An 18,035-nucleotide genomic window follows, 5' to 3' on the forward strand; every position below is an offset into this window, starting at 1 on the left:
GCTTATTTTTCATATCGTTTAAATTACTGATTTTTTATATTTTCTTTTTATGAAAACTTTTGCAAATGTTGATTTTATCCGTGAAATTACTGAGGCTAAATGTTCTTCTTTTTCTTCTCAGATTTTAGCAGAAAATTGTTTGGGAATTAGTACCGATACTCGTACTTTAAAAAGAGGAGAAATTTTTTTAGCTTTAGAGGGCGAAAATTTTAATGGTCATGATTTCCTTGATAATGCTTTTGAAAAAGGTGCGATCGCATCTATTGTTAATGAAAAATATAGTAACTTAATTAACAAAAATTCTCCCATTTTACAGGTAAAAAATACTCTTGAAGCCTATCAAAAAATAGCTCAATGGTGGCGACAAAATTTAGGATTACCAGTTATTGGGGTAACAGGTTCAGTAGGAAAAACAACTACAAAAGAATTAATTAGTGCTGTTTTAAAAACACAAGGAAAAGTCCTAAAAACAGAAGCCAATTATAATAATGAAATTGGTGTACCAAAAACTCTTTTACAAATAGATGAAACTGATAATTATGCCGTCATAGAAATGGCGATGAGAGGGAAAGGGCAAATTGCTTTATTAACTGAAATTGCCCAACCAAATATTGGTGTAATTACGAATGTAGGAACTGCTCATATTGGTTTATTAGGTTCACGAGAAGCTATCGCCGAAGCAAAGTGTGAATTATTAGCAAATATGGATAATTCAGGAGTAGCAATTATTAACGGAGATAATGATTTATTGGTAGCAACAGCAACAAAAGTTTGGACAGGAGAAACTATTACCTATGGTTTGAAATCGGGAAATTTTCGGGGAGAATTAATCAACGACTCCACCCTTAAAGTAGATAATCAACTCTACCCATTACCTTTACTTGGAGAACATAATGCCCTAAATTATCTAGGAGCAATAGCTACAGCCAAAGTTTTAGGGTTAGATTTAACTCTTTTACAACAAGGTATAGAAGTTAATTTACCAAAAGGAAGAGCAAAACGTTATTCTCTGCCCAATGATATTTTGGTGTTAGACGAAACCTATAATGCGGGTTATGAATCCATGTTGGCTTCCTTAAAACTTTTAGCCCAAACTGATGGAAAACGTAAAATAGCAGTGTTGGGGACGATGAAAGAATTAGGAGACTATGCACCTATATTACATCGTCAGGTAGGAGAAACTATAAAAGAGTTAAACCTTGATTTAGTCTTGATTTTAGCCGATGAGGAAGCAACAAAACAAATTGCTGAAGGTGCAAATGGTATTCCTTCTCAAATTTATAGCAACCATAAAGATTTAATTTCCGCTTTACAAAATATAACAAAAGAAGGCGATCGCATCTTATTTAAAGCCTCTAATTCCGTTGGTTTAAGTAAAGTAGTAGAAGTCTTTATTAATTAAAAATCTGGGCAATCAATACAAGGTATTTTTTATTCTCAAAAACTAGACAAATTATATATATTATGGAAATTATCACTACTGAAATCCCCGAAGTTTTTATCATTCAACCTAAAGTTTTTCAAGATGATAGAGGTTTTTTTTATGAAAGTTTTAACGCTCGAACTTTTCAAGAAAAAACAGGCTTAAATCCCAACTTTGTCCAAGATAATCACTCCCATTCTCAACGAAATGTCTTAAGAGGATTACATTATCAAATACAACAAAAACAAGCCAAATTAGTTAGAGTGATTAACGGAGAAATATTAGATGTAGCAGTTGATATAAGAAAATCATCACCCACTTTTAAACAATGGGTTGCTGTCAAACTGAGTGCAGAAAACCAAAAACAACTCTGGATTCCAGAAGGTTTTGCTCACGGCTTTTTAGTGCTTTCTGAAACTGCCGATGTTTTGTATAAAACCAATAATTTTTATAGTTCACAATATGATAGATCAATTCGTTGGAATGATCCAGAAATTGACCTTAATTGGAACTTAAAAGAAACTCCAATTCTTTCAGAAAAAGACAAAAACGCTCCCCTGCTTAAAGAGGCAGAAATCTTTAGTAATTAGCCATTAAATAATCAGCAAAAATTGAAAATAAATTTGGTTCTTCTACAGTGGTTATGATAGATTAGTAGAAAATAACTTCCACACCCTTTATTGAATAGTGTTTATAGCTAAGATAAAAACTAAAAGTTCATAAATTATTATTTAATAATCCCCCATTGCCTCTTGCCTTTCAGCCTACCCTAACTAATAATTTACATACTCAAACTGATAGAGCCATAAATTTTTCCCACTTTAGCTCATTATTTCTCGCTTCTTACCTAATACAACCCAAAAACCTCATCTTAAACAGCTAAGTGAGCTTAATTTTTTAATTAAAAATAACTAATCTCTGTTAGAAATTAAATAAAGGAATTGTACCTCCTTGATTAACTGGAACATCCCCCTTGTTTGTGTTAATTTTTTCCTCTGTAGAGGTTTTGGGAGGTTCAGATTGCTTTTGTAATAAAGAATCAAAAAATTCATTTCCCGTGCTAAAACTGGGTTTTTTCTTTTCCCTTTCAACGGTTACATCCCATTTTGGAGTATTGGACTGATTTCCAGCAAGACTACTAGAGTCCAAGCCCTGTAAGGAATCTCCAGTAATAGACACATCTTCTTCTATGGGTGAGGAAGAAGTTTGGGCAAAACTGGGTTCAACCATTAAACTATTGACACTTATAAGTGATAATATGACAAAAATTCCTAAAGAATTTGTATGACAGTTCAAGTTATTTTTCAACATAATTATCATTTCAGTCTTGAATTCCAAATTTCTGACTGCCTCTTAATTAATATATTAACTCTAAATTAATAAAAATGAGATCTAGTAATTTATTTTTTGTCTATAGATAAATCAAGATGTTAAATGTTAAATTATTTTCAATTTTTTCAACCATATATCTGTTAAATTAACCATCAAGAATATTTATCTTTTTCTTGATATATAGTACTTATAAATCATTGATAAAAAATTAATTATTAGAAAAAAACACCGAATATATAATCTTCATTACCTTTTGCCTCTTACCTTTTGCTTTTTACAACAAAAGAATTAACACAACTCAAATAGCATTGCTATATAAGACACTTACTTAAAAAATACTGTAGAATCACTTATTAAAAATACTAACCATGGAAAATGGTAAATATTTGTCTGATTTTAGTCAATATGTTAAGATTTGCTCCATAAAAATACTTTAAGAAAATTTAATAATTATAAAGTTATTATTCTTAACATCTTGAAAAAAAATATCTACCTTAGAACAAGAGAATAAAGGTTTATTATTAAAAACCCTGTCATTGTCCTTTAAAATAAAATTGATTATAAACAATAGCCATAAAAGCAAGACGATGCAAACTATTGATAAACCTCTAAGGGATTTAGACAATAACTTATTTGATACTACTATTCATAGACGCAAAACTCGCCCTGTCAAAGTCGGAAACGTAACTGTTGGGGGTAACAACCCTGTTGTAGTACAATCTATGATCAACGAAGATACTCTCGATGTTGATGCCTCCGTTGCGGCTATCCGTCGTTTACATGAAATTGGTTGCGAAATTGTTAGGGTGACAGTGCCAAGTCTTGCCCATGCGAAAGCAGTTGGGGAAATTAAAGCCAAATTAGCACAAACTTATCAACCTGTTCCCTTAGTTGCTGACGTGCATCATAATGGAATGAAAATTGCCCTAGAAGTGGCTAAACACGTTGATAAAGTAAGAATAAATCCGGGGTTATACGTATTTGAAAAACCAAGCAGCGATCGCACCTCTTATTCTGCGGAAGAATTTGCCCAAATTGGGGAAAAAATCAAAGAAACATTAGAACCATTAGTTGTTTCCTTAAGAGAACAAGGAAAAGCAATGCGTATCGGCGTTAATCATGGCTCTTTATCAGAAAGAATGCTTTTTACCTATGGTGACACTCCAGAGGGGATGGTAGAATCAGCCCTAGAGTTTATCAAAATTTGTGAGTCTTTAGATTTTCGTAATCTAGTCATTTCCATGAAAGCCTCTCGTGTGCCTGTAATGTTGGCGGCATATCGTCTCATGGTAAAAAGAATGGATGAGTTGGGAATGGATTATCCTCTACATTTAGGAGTTACCGAAGCAGGAGATGGAGAATATGGCAGGATAAAATCCACAGCAGGAATTGGTACTTTGTTAGCAGAAGGGATTGGCGACACCATCCGAGTATCCTTAACAGAAGCCCCAGAAAAAGAAATTCCTGTTTGTTATAGCATTTTACAGGCTTTAGGATTACGGAAAACAATGGTAGAATATGTGGCTTGTCCTTCCTGTGGACGTACTTTATTCAACTTAGAAGAAGTATTACATCAGGTTAGAGAAGCAACCAAACACCTAACAGGATTAGATATAGCTGTAATGGGCTGTATTGTTAATGGACCGGGGGAAATGGCGGACGCAGACTATGGGTATGTAGGTAAGCAACCCGGCTATATTTCCCTGTATCGTGGTAGAGAAGAAATCAAAAAAGTACCAGAGACAGAGGGAGTAAAAGAGTTAATTAATTTAATCAAAGCCGATGGTAAATGGGTTGATCCCTAAAATTGCCTTAGTTGTAAGGGTTTAAGATGTTAGGGGAAACGAGTTCGGAGTTTTTAATTCTTAATTATCAACTATTCACTATTTACCATTGCCCATTGCTCAATTGCTGAATATAAATATCATTCAAATATATTATTCAAAACGATGACAAACAACGAAAGATTAAATCAATATAGTGATAAACAAATTTCTGCATGGTTACGGGGTTTACTAACTGTTGCCTATGCCGATGGCAATTTTGATCCTGAAGAGAAAGAATTTATTGCTAGTTTAACTCAAGATGAATTAGCACCTAACACAAATTTAGGTGATTTAGAACCTATTACCCCTCAAGAATTAGCCGAGGCTTTAGGAGATGAACTCGATACTAAAGAAAATTTCCTCCGTACCGCAGTCATGATGGCGATCGCAAATGGGGTATATAGCCAATCAGAAGCGGATGCAGTTCATGCTTTTCAGGAGGCTTTGGGTTTAGATATTGAAGCCTTAAAATCCTTAGAAGCCACCTTATGGAATCCAGAGAAAGAAGAAGATACAAGTCAAGAAGAAAGTCACCCTCCAGACTTATTGAAACCTGTTAAAAACTGGTTGGATGACATGAACGTTCAAGATCCTAGATTAGCTCGTTTTATTTGTAAAATGGTACCTTCTCAATGTCCTTTTGAACGTGATATTGTTTTATTTGGCAAAAAAATTGTTCATATTCCCCCTATGTGTAAATTAAATCCTCTATATGAACAGTTAGTAGGCTTAAGATTTCGCTCTTTATCCTTTTTAGCTGATGAGTGTAAAGAAGATGTTACCCCTTATGTTTAGTTTTAGTTCAATGTGAAAATATAAGCGGTAGGTAATTAGTAATTAACCTGAGTTTTGGATAAGCTGAAAGCGTTATTTTCTCGTAGTCAGAAAACCTTATAGTTTCTTAGAAATAAGAATAAAATTGCCTTAACCCGAACTGACGTTAAATAGTTAAGAATTAAGAATTAAAAATGAAAAACCACAAATACTTACTAAATACTTACTACTTATTTATTACTTGTTTCCCCCTTTCCCCTCATCACCTCATCACTTCATCCCCCCATCCCCTAACACCTGAAACCTGACACCCACTTCCCTGACATCACTTTTTTATCAACCCCCATTAATAGTTACCATAAAGAATGAACACAAAATCAAGGCTAACTATAATGGATAAATACATTTTGGCAATCGATCAGGGAACAACCAGTTCGAGAGCATTAATATTTAACAAAGATGGTAACGTTATTTCTTCGGCACAGCAAGAGTTTACCCAATACTATCCTAATCCCGGAGAAGTAGAACACGATCCCCTTGAAATTTGGCAATCTGTTTTATCAGTGGTAGAAAAAGCCATTGAACAAGGAAATATTGAGAAAAAACAAATAGAGGGTATTGGCATCACCAATCAACGAGAAACAACGGTTGTGTGGAATAAGGAGACGGGGAAACCTATTTATAATGCAATTGTTTGGCAAGACAGAAGAACTTCAGCAAAAATTGACAATCTTAAGGAAAGAGAATTACAAAAAGAGGTTAAAAATCGCTCGGGATTGCTTTTAGATGCTTATTTCTCTGCTAGTAAAGTAGAATGGATTTTAGACCATGTAGAAAATGCTCGAAATCTTGCAAATCAAGGAAAACTAGCTTTCGGTACGATCGATTCTTGGTTAATTTGGCATTTGACGGGGGGCAAAAAACATATTACCGATGTAAGTAACGCTTCTCGCACCCTTTTACTCAATGTCAACAAGGTAAAGTGGGATGTTGTTTTATTAGACTTATTCAATATTCCCGAATCTATGTTACCTCAACTATGCGATAATAGTGGTATCGTTGCATACACTTCTTCAGAAGTTTTCGGAGAGCAAATACCCATTTCAGGAGTTGCAGGGGATCAACAAGCGGCAACCTTTGGACATACAGGCTTTCATAAGGGTATTGCTAAAAATACATACGGCACGGGTTGCTTTTTAATTTCTCCCACAGGTAAAACTTTAGTACCTTCTGCTAAAAGCCTCTTGTCAACTATTTGTTGGCGTTTTAATAACGAAATTACTTACGGTTTAGAAGGCAGTATATTGGCTAGTGGTTCGGCAATTACATGGTTAAGAGATGGTTTAGGTATCATCAATAATGCCGATGAAGTAAATACCCTAGCTAATTCAGTGCCTGATACTGGAGATGTTTATTTTGTTCCTGCTTTAGCTGGTTTAGGTTCTCCTTATTGGGATCAATATGCTCGTGGTACAATCGTTGGAATAGACAGAGGTACAACAAAAGCTCACATTGCAAGGGCAACTTTAGAGGGTATTGCTTTTCAAGTTTATGATGTAGTAAAGGCTTTAGAAGAAGACTCCCATACACCTTTGGAATTATTAACTGTTGATGGTGGGGCGGCAAGAAGTGATTTCCTTTTGCAATTTCAAGCTGATATTCTCGGCATTCCTGTGGAAAGACCCCAAGAAATTGAGCTTACAGCAAAAGGTGTTGGTTATCTTGCAGGTTTAGGAGTTGGTTACTGGGATAATTTAAGCCAAATTCAGCAGATTAAAAGTGATACTAAAGTTTTTGAACCAAAAATGTCGGAAAATGAACGAAAACAAAGATGCGATCGCTGGCTAGAAGCTGTTAATCGTGCTAAAACTTGGGCTTCATAATAGATAACCTCAGTTCGGTTTAAGAATATCGGAGAAGGATAGGTGTCAGGGTTCGGAGTTAGTTAGGGGCGAATGGCCATTCGCCCGTACAGGAGTTAGAAGTTATTAATTATCAACTATTCACTATTTTCCTTTGCCCTCCCCCCTCGGGATGAAGGGGGGTTTGCTCTTTTAACTTTGCCCTTAAAATACTCATTAGCGTCTCTCTTAGGATATTCTTGTCAAGATAACAGCAGTTTCAACATGGGGAGTTTGAGGGAAAAAGTCAGCAGGTTGTACAAACATAATTCGATAATCTCCTTCTTGACAAAGTAATTGTAAATCTCTGGCGAGGGTAGCAGGATGGCAACTAATGTATAAGATAAAATTAGATTTAATCTGTTTTAAAGATTCAATTACTTCCGTTTGACAGCCTTTGCGGGGAGGATCAAGGATAACTAAATCTGGTTTTGTCTCTAAAGTAGGTAAAAATGTTTCTGTAGTTTCAGTGATAAATTCTACATTGTCGATATTATTAATTTCTGCATTTCTTTGGGCTTGTTCAATGGAAAGAGAATAAGACTCAACACCGATGGCTTTTTTCACTTTTTGAGCAAAGGGTAGTGTAAAAGTACCAACTCCACAATAAAGATCAAGGACTGTTTCTTCTCCTGTTAGAGATAATTTATTTAAAATAGCGGTCAACAAATCCTCGGCAACAGTTGTATTAACTTGAAAAAAGGTTTCTGCCCTTAAATGGTAATTTAGTCGGGCAAATTGCTCTATTAAATAAGGTCTTCCTGCCAGTAATTCTGTTTTTTGCCCAAAAATAACGTTTGTTTTTTGAGGATTATAGTTAAGAGTTACTCCGACTAAATTGGGATAACGTTTCATCCATTTTTCTGCTTGTTTATCCATGGCATCATCACTTAATTCGGCACTAACAAGGGTTAGTAATATCTCTCCCGTATTTTTGCCGATGCGAAAACAGAGATGACGCAATGCACCCTTATGGTTTTTTTCATCATAAATGGGTATTTGCAATTGTTGTAAATCCTGCTTTATTTCTGCAAGGAGAGGATTTAAACGTTGATCTTGAATAGGGCATTGATTTATATTAACAATTTGATGACTGCCCTGACGATAATATCCTGCTTTAATTTGTCCTGTGTGCGAAACTCCGAGGGGGTAGTTAACTTTGTTACGATAACTTAAGTCTTCTCCTGAAATAATGGGTTCTACCTGTAAATCAGCAAATCCACCGATGCGAGTTAGGGTTTCTTTTACTTGGTTTTGCTTAAGTTGTAATTGATATGAATAATTAATATGTTGCCACTGACAACCACCACATTTATCGGCAACGATACAACGAGGGCGAATACGATAAGCTGAGTTTTTTCTGAATTCTTCTAATTGCCCTTGAGCATATTTCTTTTTAACTCTCACTATTCTACTTGAGATGCGATCGCCTGTTACGGTATTGGGGATAAAAACTACTTGTTGATCAACCCTTGCTACTCCACTGCCTTCGCTACTAACATCATCGATTTCAACTTCTACCAAATCCCCTTGCTTAATCATTAATCTATACTTTTGAACTTAGATAATAAATATAATTATAACCTCGATGATGAGGATAAAAAAGGGTAGTATTTATAAGGGGTAAAACCCCTTACTCACTGAAATTTAATGATAATTTAAAAATTAATTAGTGAAGTTGGTATTTAGAAAAAAGAGATAAAAAAATGCTTTAGTTTAAGATGAAAAATCGAGGGAATTAGGCAAAACGGCGACTTAAAAGGGGTTTAATAGTTAGTAAAATAACTAAGTCAAAAGTCAATAGTATAGATAATACGGTAACTAAACTAAAATCAACCCAGGGAGTATTCATCACGACACTAGAAAGACTCCAATCACTATTTTGATAAATATAGCGTATGGGTTCAATAGCATAGGTTAAAGGGTTGAGACTTGCAACTATCTGTAACCATTTTGCCATGAAAGATAATGGTGCTAAAGCAGTACTAGCAAACAATAAGGGTAAATTAATTACGAAAATGACGGCAATTAATTCGATATGCCCCGGCAATGCAAAAGCAAATCCTAGACTTAAACCCGTAACTCCTAAGACGATTAAAAAGACAATAAGTGCGATCGCGCTTAGTCCAGCAAAACTAGGTAAACCAGCACCAATAAAAGCACTAGCAATAACAATTACGGCGGTTTGAATCAGACTAAGAGTAATAATATAAATTACCGAAGCCATGACAATGGAAAAACGAGAGGTTAAAGGAGCAACTAAAAGACGATTTAAAAAACCAAATTCTCGATCGAACATTACAGGTAAACCAGCATTCAATGCTCCAGAAAAAGCTGTAAAAACAATAATACCGGGGGCTAAAAATTGAGCATAATTAAGATCATTGCCAAATAATCCTTGAGGCGCGCCCCTAAATAATGCCCCAAATAAAATTAACCACATAAAAGGCTGAATTACCCCCGCTACAAGGGTAGAAGGACGACGTTTTAACTGTATGAATAAACGTTTGTTTAGAGCAAAAGTCTCCTGCCAAAATTGAGAGATAGAACTACTCTGAGCAACTGTCATATTTCTTCACAATAAATAATTTCTTTTCTATTTTAGTGGAGATAGGAAAAAGAAAAGAGAGAAGAGACAAGAGTGCGAAAGCTCTATTGCTTTGAGTCTGTCAATTATTGGTTAGGGTGGGCAACAGGCAATAGGCAATTATTAAATAATAATTTATCAACTTTTAGTTTTTATTTTACTATAAACACTATTCAATAAAGGTTATAGAAGTTGTGTTCTATTAATTTATCATAACCACACTTTGAAGAGCCAGTGTTAATATCTAACATTGTAATAAAAAAACCAGAGCTACGAAAAGCATCTAATCTATTAAGATACAACTAATATGCTACCGATAATAAATAATATGTTACTGTACAGGTTTTAATTTTCATGAAAAAACTCAGAGAATGCGGACGGAGAGACTCGAACTCTAGTTAATTTATATTAATGTTTATTTTTCAATGATTATCGGCAATTTAAAATTAACTCTAACTTACTAAATATCAAGGTTTTAAGTGATTTGTTGAAAAATTGTTGAAAAATATGGGAAAAGATTATCAAGGTTATAACGATATACTTGAATACTTTAAATATATCAAGTCTCAAATGCCTAAAGGTATATCACTGTTTAAACGTGGTAATAAGTTATATTTTTTATTCAAAACACAATACAAAAAAAGATCTGATCATGCCACTGGAGAAAATTTTACGACTTTAGGATTAAACCGTTGCTTAGAAAAAGCAATCCAAATTAATGAACAATTAAAGGGTTATGAGTCAGAAATAGAGTTTTGGGCTTGGTATGATGAAACCATCAAGGGAATAAATCAAAACGCTACTAATGACCTTATAACCGTTGCTAATGCCATCAATAAAGTTGAATCATGGTTTTTCAGTCAAAATGATCGGCGTGGCTTACAACGTAGTAAAGAAACTGACTATAAAAGCTATAAACGAGCTTATGGTTATTATTATCAAAAAATACATAATCAAGAGAAACAAGTATCTTATGAATTGTTATATGACTCTTTAATTAGCTATGAGTCAGATAGAGAAACACAAAAATATCAAGAATGTTTAAATGCTTTTCTTAAACTATGTGAAGTCAATCAACTAAAAACAATTTATAACAAATTAAGCAAATTAAAACTAAAAACTAATGCAAAGAAAAAAAATACATTTAATCGTGAAGAACAATCAATTAGTATTGAAGATTTTTTAAAATTAAGAGTTGCTGTATTATCTATTAAAGATAGTCATTCATTAAGGGAAAATAATCGTAAATTTTGGTTATGGGTTTATTCTATTCAGTTGGTTTATGGTTTAAGAATAGCTGAGGTAGCGGCTATTAAAAACTTAACTAGAGACTATATTCCAGCAAATGATCCTCAAGAAAATAGTAAGGATAAAACCATATTTAAAGCATTAAATAATCCTGATAATAAAGATAATATAATTTATATTGGTAATTTCACTTTATGGGGTAATCAAAAAGTAAAAACAGGAGCTAGAATTGCTATGCCATTAATACCCCCTACCTATCCAAATATTATTGATTTATTAGAGATTAAGAATGTACCTAACTTTTATCATAAAAGTTTTAATATTTACTCAAGAAATGCTAATCAAAGAATAGAACAATGGTCAACTAAATTTTTAGGCTATAAAGTATCACAAACACACACTTTAAGAAAATTAGGTAATGCTAATGGTATCCAAGCAGGTATTAGTGACACCGTTCGTTGTAAATCTTTAGGACATTCTGAAACGGTTAATGCCAAATACTATCAAGATTTCTCAGGTCAAACAACTATAGATTTATACAAAAATGCGAAACGTAATCCGATCCCCTTTGAAACTGCGTTAAAACTCTTAGATGATTTGCCAACTAATCCCAAAAAAGAAGATTTAATAAAACTTCTTTGTCAGATTTATCAACTACAGTATCCTGATTAATTATTGTCACATATAAATCTAAAATACTTATTGCATAAATATGTAGTTAAAATGAAATGTAAACATAAACTTTCATCTTCAAATGAAGAAAAAGGATCATATTCTGTCTAAAATCCTCTACTTTATCTACGATTACGTTGTAATAATACCTTAAACCTTTATTATATAAGCATTCCAAAAAGTAGAGGTAAAAGTAGAGGTCAAAAAAAAGAAATACTTAAAACCCTTATTATCAAAGAGTTAAAAGCATCTTTTTTAAAAGTAGAGGATTCATCTACTTTTAGTTTTTAGGTTAATTCTTAGTCACTATGTTTCAATACTTTGTAAGTATATATTTTAAGCGAGTTACATTACCTTGATTTTGATACCCTTTTTAGTCGGTATTTGTTGGGCTTTACTTAATTCCACTAAGGATAATAGCAACTCGTTAATATCACCATTAGGAACGCTCTTAAACTCCCAAATAAACCGTTTTACATCCGTGCTAGTAATCTCACCTTTTTTCTTTAACAACTCAAAGATTTTTAACAATTGACTGTTAAGCATACCCTCTTGACATTTAGTCACGATATAAGCAAAAATCATAGAACGGATAATAAAAGGCACAATATAACGAGTATTAGGATTAACAATGATTCTTGATCTTGTACCGATAACCGATGCTAAAACAGGTAAAAGTATCGTGACTATAGCATCTGGATTAGTAGGAATTTCTTTAGCTGATTCTTTAATATATTCTGCCAAATAATCCCCAAAAATATAGTTTAAATCTAATGACTCATGGGGAACATTAATCAAATCATCTAAATTAGATTTTACATTCTCTAATTCAATGGTTTTATTTACCCGTTCTATTTTGGCATTAATCGCTGTAACCAGTCAGCTAGGGGCTACTTTATATTGTGTGCAGAATTGACCTATTTCTAAGAATCTTTGTGACTCATTAATCTCAGGTTGTGCTAACTTATTTACTAATTGTTCAAACAAAAAAGGAACGTTATTTTCATTAATATCGTTCCCAGATTTTTCATAAGTTTTAGACAGTATTTTGACATTTCTTTTGAGGTTCTCTCTCATCCATTGAGACTGATTAAAACCATTATTTTTTGCAAGGTAAAATAATGTACCTATCCCTACTTTATAACCCTTTTTAAAACTATCCCATTTTTTCTCTATTCCCTTGCCATCATATTTAGCACTGGTAGCACTCCATTTATCCCAAATATCAAAATCAACTCCATGATTGTACAATGCCATACCCACTGTTACCCATTGATGGTAGTCATCACTAAGAATATGAGATAAAGCGGTTTCAATTAATCTCAATTCATCTTGAGGAGATAAGTCATTATCCTTGATGAAAATTAAACAGGTATTGAGTAAATCATAAGACTCTTGAAAAGATAGACAACGGGGGGAGATTTCCTTAATCCACTTATAATAACCTGTTTCAGGGTGAACAGAGGGGGGTAAGACACTCGCACAACCTTTATAGCGTATTTCAAGATGATCGCCATTGATAGCAGAATAGTTTTTATATTTGGTTAAGTCATATTTGCTGATATGTTGCCATAGAGCTAAGTGTTCAGTGGGTATCTGATATGCAATCTGATAATGACCTTTTTTGCCACTTGACCAACACATACTATCTTGATTGAGTAACCATGAACCAATAGCTTTAGCTACTTGATCCGCACTATCACCATCAAAGTCTATGGAAACAATACCTACTCCATTAAATTCACCTGTTAACAATCCATAGCCATTAGGTTTACCGATTTTTAATTGTTTTTGGCAATAGTCATAAGATTTACCTTTTTGCCATGATTTTTCATAGTATTCTTTATCACGACATACAGCAAAACGATCTGAACTAAAAAGCTCAGTTAGGGAAAAACTGTTATTTTTTGTCATATAATTAAATTAATTAATTTTTTAATTGAATTAATTGAAAGTAGTTAGATACTTTCAAAAACTAAGTAATCACACGGTTTTGGGGTGTACCGCAAACACCTTCTGGTTTTTTTGTAATGTCCTTTCAGGTAGGAATTGAAAGGATGTTTTTAATATAACAAAAAAACAGTCATAAGATTATAATAATCTATGCCTTTTAAATCTTAGATTATTTTCCGCAGATATAAACTTAATTAAGATTGATACTACTTTTTCAAAACCGTATTTTTCAATCATTTCAGGATATTCATGCCATTTAACATTTTCTTCTTCAAGAATTTTATCGGGTTCAATATCCTCATCTTGATAGTAAGAGTCCCATAAATCATATAAAAAATCATCAACGGCTAATCTTAACCAATTACAATCAGAAACAGAATAATAGGCAAGAGATAATAAATTCAAATCATTTTCAATAGAATTAACAAAGTGGTTTAATGCTCTCTCTAAAAATTCTGTTCTTTTAATGTTATGCTTTTTGCAAAAATCATCCATTTTGATTAAGTCTTCTTCTTTAAAATAAGTCGTGACTCTTTTTTTTATTCTTTGCTCTTTCATTTTAAATCTCTTTAATTAAATCTTTTAAATCTTTGATTAGTTGACTAGCAGAATTACTCTTATAGCCTTTTTCTTTATTATCAATTTTATTTGCTATTTCAATTAAAAACTTTTGTACACTCCGATTATTATTATGATTATCAGAACTTAAACATAGATCTAATTGTTGTGCATAAGCTAATATTTTATCCTCAAATATTACTGGTATTCTTATTGCTTTTGTTGGGGTATTTTTCCATTTTGTCGGTTGTCCTCCTTGCTTAAGATTCTTAAGACTATTTAAACTAACCATAAATTTTTGTACACTCCGATTATACTTTTTTATCTAGTCCCCTAAGTATAACATATTTATTGACCAAAAATACTTGTACATTCCGATTTTAAGTAGTGTGCTTACTTTATAAGTTTAATTACTGTAATTATTGTAGTGATTTTTTCCTAATATATATACGTTTATTTGCGATTATTACATAATAATATTTTGATTAATCCTGAAGGTATTGAAAGGGCAAAATAAGTCCTTCTAGGTGTCTTAAATTGAATATTTATTTTTCGTATTTATAATTTGTTGGTACTCTCATCAAAGTATTTCAAAGACATGCAACCATAAATTACTTTGTTTCGTGCTTCAATAATTCATACTTCATTGAGTTTCTGGAAGTGATTAAGTAAAAATTCTTGTAATTTTCTCTAATCTTCTGGCGGTGAAAAATACCTCAAGAGCTTTTGGATTTTGCAGAATTTTCTCCTCAGCTTCTTTTTTCCTTGAAAACAACCATTAAATATCCCTATGTTAGTTGCTCTGAAAAGTTTTCAAGTAATCAGTTTTCCGTTATCGCTCGATATAGACCTATATTTAAGGTCTGTCAATGAAACGGTTTAGAAATTGCCTCAAAAAGTGCAATAGAAACGAAGAAAAAAGGTAAGAGGGATTATTCACTTTTCTCTAAGATTTCAGATGAATTTGAAAGATATGGTACAGAACAGCATAAATAGTGATTCAGTCGGTGAGAAGGCTTTTTGAGGAGTTCTCTTTTGCTCCACCGTTCGTTAGCGAGCTATATTTAAGGTCGCCAAATGAATTGTTTAATTAGCTTGAGTGAGCTAAAGTCCTGAAATCATTAAAAATTAAGGGTGATCACTCTTTCTTTTTTCTCGGAGAAGATGAAAGGTGGAAACAAAAAGAAAGAAATTAGACAAGTGCAAATCTAGCCCACAGCCTTCGCACTTATTTTGGGATGTGATTGAACCAGAACTAACTAAAACGAGTTTGGATTAATAACCTAGAATTGACGAGATTATAATCCTGTCAAAATGGAAACCGTCAAAACAGAAACGTGTTGCCAATAATAAAAAACAAAACCCGTTTCGGATTTAGTGGTAATGAATAAAAATTCTCTACTTTCATCTACTCAATCCTCTACTTTTTAGCTTTTGTTTAAATGCTTATAAAATATAAGTTTATAAATAGCTATATAAGTATTATTCTACTTTTCCTCTACTTTTAATCTACAAGCATTGATATATTTATATTTGACAATGTATTATTATTTTCTGAAAGGTTGTTTTGTCGTTATTTTTTTATTAAAAGTAGATGGTTTACGTTTATTTTCATGTAACTTGTCACAAGTATCTTAATGTTTTTTAACTATTGAAGAATAATTGAAAAAAACTAATTAATATAAAAGAAAGTTTCTGAAACGATGAAGAGAAAAGAAACCTAGAGAATGCGGACGGAGAGACTCGAACTCTCACATCAGAGATACTAGAACCTAAATCTAGCGCGTCTACCAATTCCGCCACGTCCGCTTAAGACCAAATACTATCATAACAGTCTTAATAGAATAATTCAACGATTTTGGCTAAATTTTTCTTTATCCACCTCCAAATCTCATCTTCACCAATGCCTGTTGAGTTTTACTATCAAGGGAATTGAACAGAAAACGACCTTGAGACTTTGGTCGATAACGTAAGTTTTTTTTCTGCCTTATACTTGTAAAATCAACTTCTTTGGCTAGTTTTTGAGCAGACATCCATTCTGCCCCATAACCTACTACCGTGTGACGTTGAGCTTGATCTGATGTTGCAACTATTATCCTTGTGCGACTCTCTGGGTTTTGACGAACAAAAGAAGCACAAAATTTTTCTATGTAAGTATCTGCCGTTTCTGAATATGATGTGTAGTGAACAGAAAGACTTTTACTGTATTTTTCTTCATTTTTAACAGTTTTTTGATAATGGGCATCAAAAACTATTTTTGTTTCTAACTCTTTATAACCAGAATAGTTAATTAAACTTTCAATTAAAGAGTTTCTGGCGTATTCAAGGCCTTTTTGGTCTCTTATACTCTGGAGGTAAGCCCATGAACCGATGACATTGTAGCCATCCACTAATAAGATAGCCTGAGAAATAGTAGCATTCATTTCCTTGCATATATATTTTACTAAGATTAATTTTTGGTGCTGTCATAATGGTAGATTTTAACAAAAATTTAATCTTGAAGTCGTAACAATTGCCACTAATTCTTAAATAATTCCCTTGGATTCCCTTGTGATACTACTTTACCTTCTTTTAATAAAAAATAGCCGTCTGCATAATTTAATTCCTCGAGACGATGTGTCACCCATAAGGCAGTAATATTTCTTTCTTTGACAATTTTTTGTACGAGAGCTACTAGCTCTATTTGAGTATCTGGGTCTAATAATGCTGTAGGTTCATCTAATAATAATACCTGACAATGACGTGCGATCGCACCTGCAATGGCTATACGTTGTTTTTGTCCACCACTGAGGGCATAAATGGGTCTATCCTCTAATTCGAGGAGATTAACAGCACAGAGGGCTTCTCTTACCCTTACTTTAATCTGAGATAAGCTCAATTTTTCAGAAACTAAGCCAAAAGCAATATCTGCGGCCACCGTTGGCATTACCAATTGATGATCTGGATTTTGGAAGACAAAGCCGAGAGGAGAATCAGTATAAATATGACCTTCATCGGCAATTAGTAAATTCGCTAATAATCTCAATAAAGTAGATTTACCACAACCGTTATTTCCTAGTAACATCCACAACTCACCTTTTGGCACAGTAAGACTACAAGAGTTTAAAACCGATGTTTGTGGACTCCAAGAAAATCTGAGATTTTCAACTGCGATCGCAATATCTGATTTACTCAAAATAAAAATTTAGAATGTAGAACCAAAAAATTTTCCTAATACCCTAACACCCGAAAACCCTAAAAGTATAACGTTGAACTATGTACTTAACTTACTTCTCGGCAAGGGCGGCAAAGAATCCGGGTACGTTGTTGCCTTTACTTGTACCGTCTTTCTGAGAAATTACTACTCCCGTAATTTGATCACTAATAACAGCAATTTTTTTATCAGTTTGTTTATCGCAAGTGAGTTCTACAATTTGAGTTTCTGAACTTTTCATCGCTTCGATGATCTGATTGTAAAGGGTTTGAGCTTCACTTTCTTCTTTTTTTTCTACGGATAAAGGAACAGGAATATATCTCACTAATAAATCAATTGTAATCATATTAATAATTGCAGTGTAATCTTATAAATAGGCTCTAATTTTAGCTTAACCGATTTTAATATTTTTAATCTTTTTTTAACAAATGAGTTGTCAAATTTTGATATTTTCCCATAGAATGGTACTATAAATATAACGTTAAGAAAAGTAAACTTTTCTCAGTAAGTCATTGTAAACTGATTTTAACAGTAATTTAGACTTGAGAAATAAGAAACGTTGTTGTAA

At 33.0% G+C, this 18,035-nt stretch carries 16 protein-coding genes and 1 tRNA gene; 6 read left to right on the plus strand and 11 right to left on the minus strand.

What is annotated here, in order from left to right:
* Window positions 1-49: 49 nt before the first annotated feature.
* Both CYAN10605_RS08945 and rfbC read left to right on the plus strand, forming a co-directional pair.
* A complete protein-coding gene (locus tag CYAN10605_RS08945) occupies window positions 50-1,402 on the plus strand; it encodes a UDP-N-acetylmuramoyl-tripeptide--D-alanyl-D-alanine ligase (RefSeq protein ID WP_015219621.1) in 1,353 nt (450 codons plus the stop codon).
* A gap of 62 nt (window positions 1,403-1,464) precedes the next feature.
* The gene (gene rfbC, locus CYAN10605_RS08950) at window positions 1,465-2,013 is read left to right on the plus strand and encodes a dTDP-4-dehydrorhamnose 3,5-epimerase (RefSeq protein ID WP_015219622.1); all 549 of its coding nucleotides are present in this window, start codon (window positions 1,465-1,467) and stop codon (window positions 2,011-2,013) included.
* Window positions 2,014-2,344: 331 nt separating this feature from the next.
* Here the strand turns inward: rfbC and CYAN10605_RS08955 are convergent, their stop codons facing one another.
* Window positions 2,345-2,734 (minus strand): hypothetical protein, encoded by a 390-nt coding sequence (locus CYAN10605_RS08955; protein WP_190274994.1) that lies wholly within the window; start codon window positions 2,732-2,734, stop codon window positions 2,345-2,347.
* Between the two features lie 608 nt (window positions 2,735-3,342).
* Here CYAN10605_RS08955 and ispG point away from each other — a divergent pair.
* From ispG to glpK, 3 genes are all read left to right on the plus strand, one after another.
* Window positions 3,343-4,560, plus strand: coding sequence for a (E)-4-hydroxy-3-methylbut-2-enyl-diphosphate synthase (gene ispG / locus CYAN10605_RS08960; protein WP_015219624.1), 1,218 nt, complete (start codon window positions 3,343-3,345; stop codon window positions 4,558-4,560).
* 144 nt (window positions 4,561-4,704) lie between these two features.
* Entirely contained in the window at window positions 4,705-5,376 is a 672-nt protein-coding gene (locus CYAN10605_RS08965) for a Mo-dependent nitrogenase C-terminal domain-containing protein (protein WP_015219625.1), read from the plus strand.
* 371 nt (window positions 5,377-5,747) lie between these two features.
* The gene (glpK, locus tag CYAN10605_RS08970; RefSeq protein WP_015219626.1) at window positions 5,748-7,238 is read left to right on the plus strand and encodes a glycerol kinase GlpK; all 1,491 of its coding nucleotides are present in this window, start codon (window positions 5,748-5,750) and stop codon (window positions 7,236-7,238) included.
* Window positions 7,239-7,445: 207 nt separating this feature from the next.
* Here the strand turns inward: glpK and rlmD are convergent, their stop codons facing one another.
* The gene (gene rlmD, locus CYAN10605_RS08975) at window positions 7,446-8,795 is read right to left on the minus strand and encodes a 23S rRNA (uracil(1939)-C(5))-methyltransferase RlmD (RefSeq protein ID WP_041922770.1); all 1,350 of its coding nucleotides are present in this window, start codon (window positions 8,793-8,795) and stop codon (window positions 7,446-7,448) included.
* Window positions 8,796-8,994: 199 nt separating this feature from the next.
* Window positions 8,995-9,825 carry an ABC transporter permease gene (locus tag CYAN10605_RS08980; protein ID WP_015219628.1) on the minus strand — a complete coding sequence of 277 codons (831 nt, stop codon included), beginning with the start codon at window positions 9,823-9,825 and terminating at the stop codon, window positions 8,995-8,997.
* A gap of 525 nt (window positions 9,826-10,350) precedes the next feature.
* On the opposite strand from CYAN10605_RS08980, the gene CYAN10605_RS08985 reads away from it, so the two are divergent.
* Window positions 10,351-11,763 carry a hypothetical protein gene (locus CYAN10605_RS08985; protein ID WP_015219629.1) on the plus strand — a complete coding sequence of 471 codons (1,413 nt, stop codon included), beginning with the start codon at window positions 10,351-10,353 and terminating at the stop codon, window positions 11,761-11,763.
* A 345-nt stretch (window positions 11,764-12,108) separates the two neighbouring features.
* Here the strand turns inward: CYAN10605_RS08985 and CYAN10605_RS08990 are convergent, their stop codons facing one another.
* The 8 genes from CYAN10605_RS08990 to CYAN10605_RS09025 form a co-directional block, all read right to left on the minus strand.
* Window positions 12,109-12,507, minus strand: a complete 399-nt coding sequence (locus CYAN10605_RS08990) for a hypothetical protein (protein ID WP_190274995.1) — start codon at window positions 12,505-12,507, stop codon at window positions 12,109-12,111.
* 135 nt (window positions 12,508-12,642) lie between these two features.
* Window positions 12,643-13,677 carry a PriCT-2 domain-containing protein gene (locus CYAN10605_RS08995; RefSeq protein ID WP_015219631.1) on the minus strand — a complete coding sequence of 345 codons (1,035 nt, stop codon included), beginning with the start codon at window positions 13,675-13,677 and terminating at the stop codon, window positions 12,643-12,645.
* Window positions 13,678-13,854: 177 nt separating this feature from the next.
* Entirely contained in the window at window positions 13,855-14,274 is a 420-nt protein-coding gene (locus tag CYAN10605_RS09000; protein ID WP_015219632.1) for a hypothetical protein, read from the minus strand.
* A 1-nt stretch (window position 14,275) separates the two neighbouring features.
* Window positions 14,276-14,566 (minus strand): hypothetical protein, encoded by a 291-nt coding sequence (locus CYAN10605_RS09005; protein WP_015219633.1) that lies wholly within the window; start codon window positions 14,564-14,566, stop codon window positions 14,276-14,278.
* Between the two features lie 1,436 nt (window positions 14,567-16,002).
* Window positions 16,003-16,083, minus strand: a tRNA-Leu gene (locus CYAN10605_RS09010).
* 65 nt (window positions 16,084-16,148) lie between these two features.
* Window positions 16,149-16,697, minus strand: a complete 549-nt coding sequence (locus CYAN10605_RS09015; RefSeq protein ID WP_015219634.1) for an NYN domain-containing protein — start codon at window positions 16,695-16,697, stop codon at window positions 16,149-16,151.
* A 95-nt stretch (window positions 16,698-16,792) separates the two neighbouring features.
* Window positions 16,793-17,449 (minus strand): energy-coupling factor ABC transporter ATP-binding protein, encoded by a 657-nt coding sequence (locus CYAN10605_RS09020; RefSeq protein WP_015219635.1) that lies wholly within the window; start codon window positions 17,447-17,449, stop codon window positions 16,793-16,795.
* A 91-nt stretch (window positions 17,450-17,540) separates the two neighbouring features.
* Window positions 17,541-17,813 (minus strand): UPF0367 protein family, encoded by a 273-nt coding sequence (locus CYAN10605_RS09025; RefSeq protein WP_015219636.1) that lies wholly within the window; start codon window positions 17,811-17,813, stop codon window positions 17,541-17,543.
* Between the last annotated feature and the right edge of the window lie 222 nt (window positions 17,814-18,035).

Origin of the sequence: Cyanobacterium aponinum PCC 10605, from assembly GCF_000317675.1 — a bacterium.
In the GTDB taxonomy this organism is placed as follows: domain Bacteria; phylum Cyanobacteriota; class Cyanobacteriia; order Cyanobacteriales; family Cyanobacteriaceae; genus PCC-10605.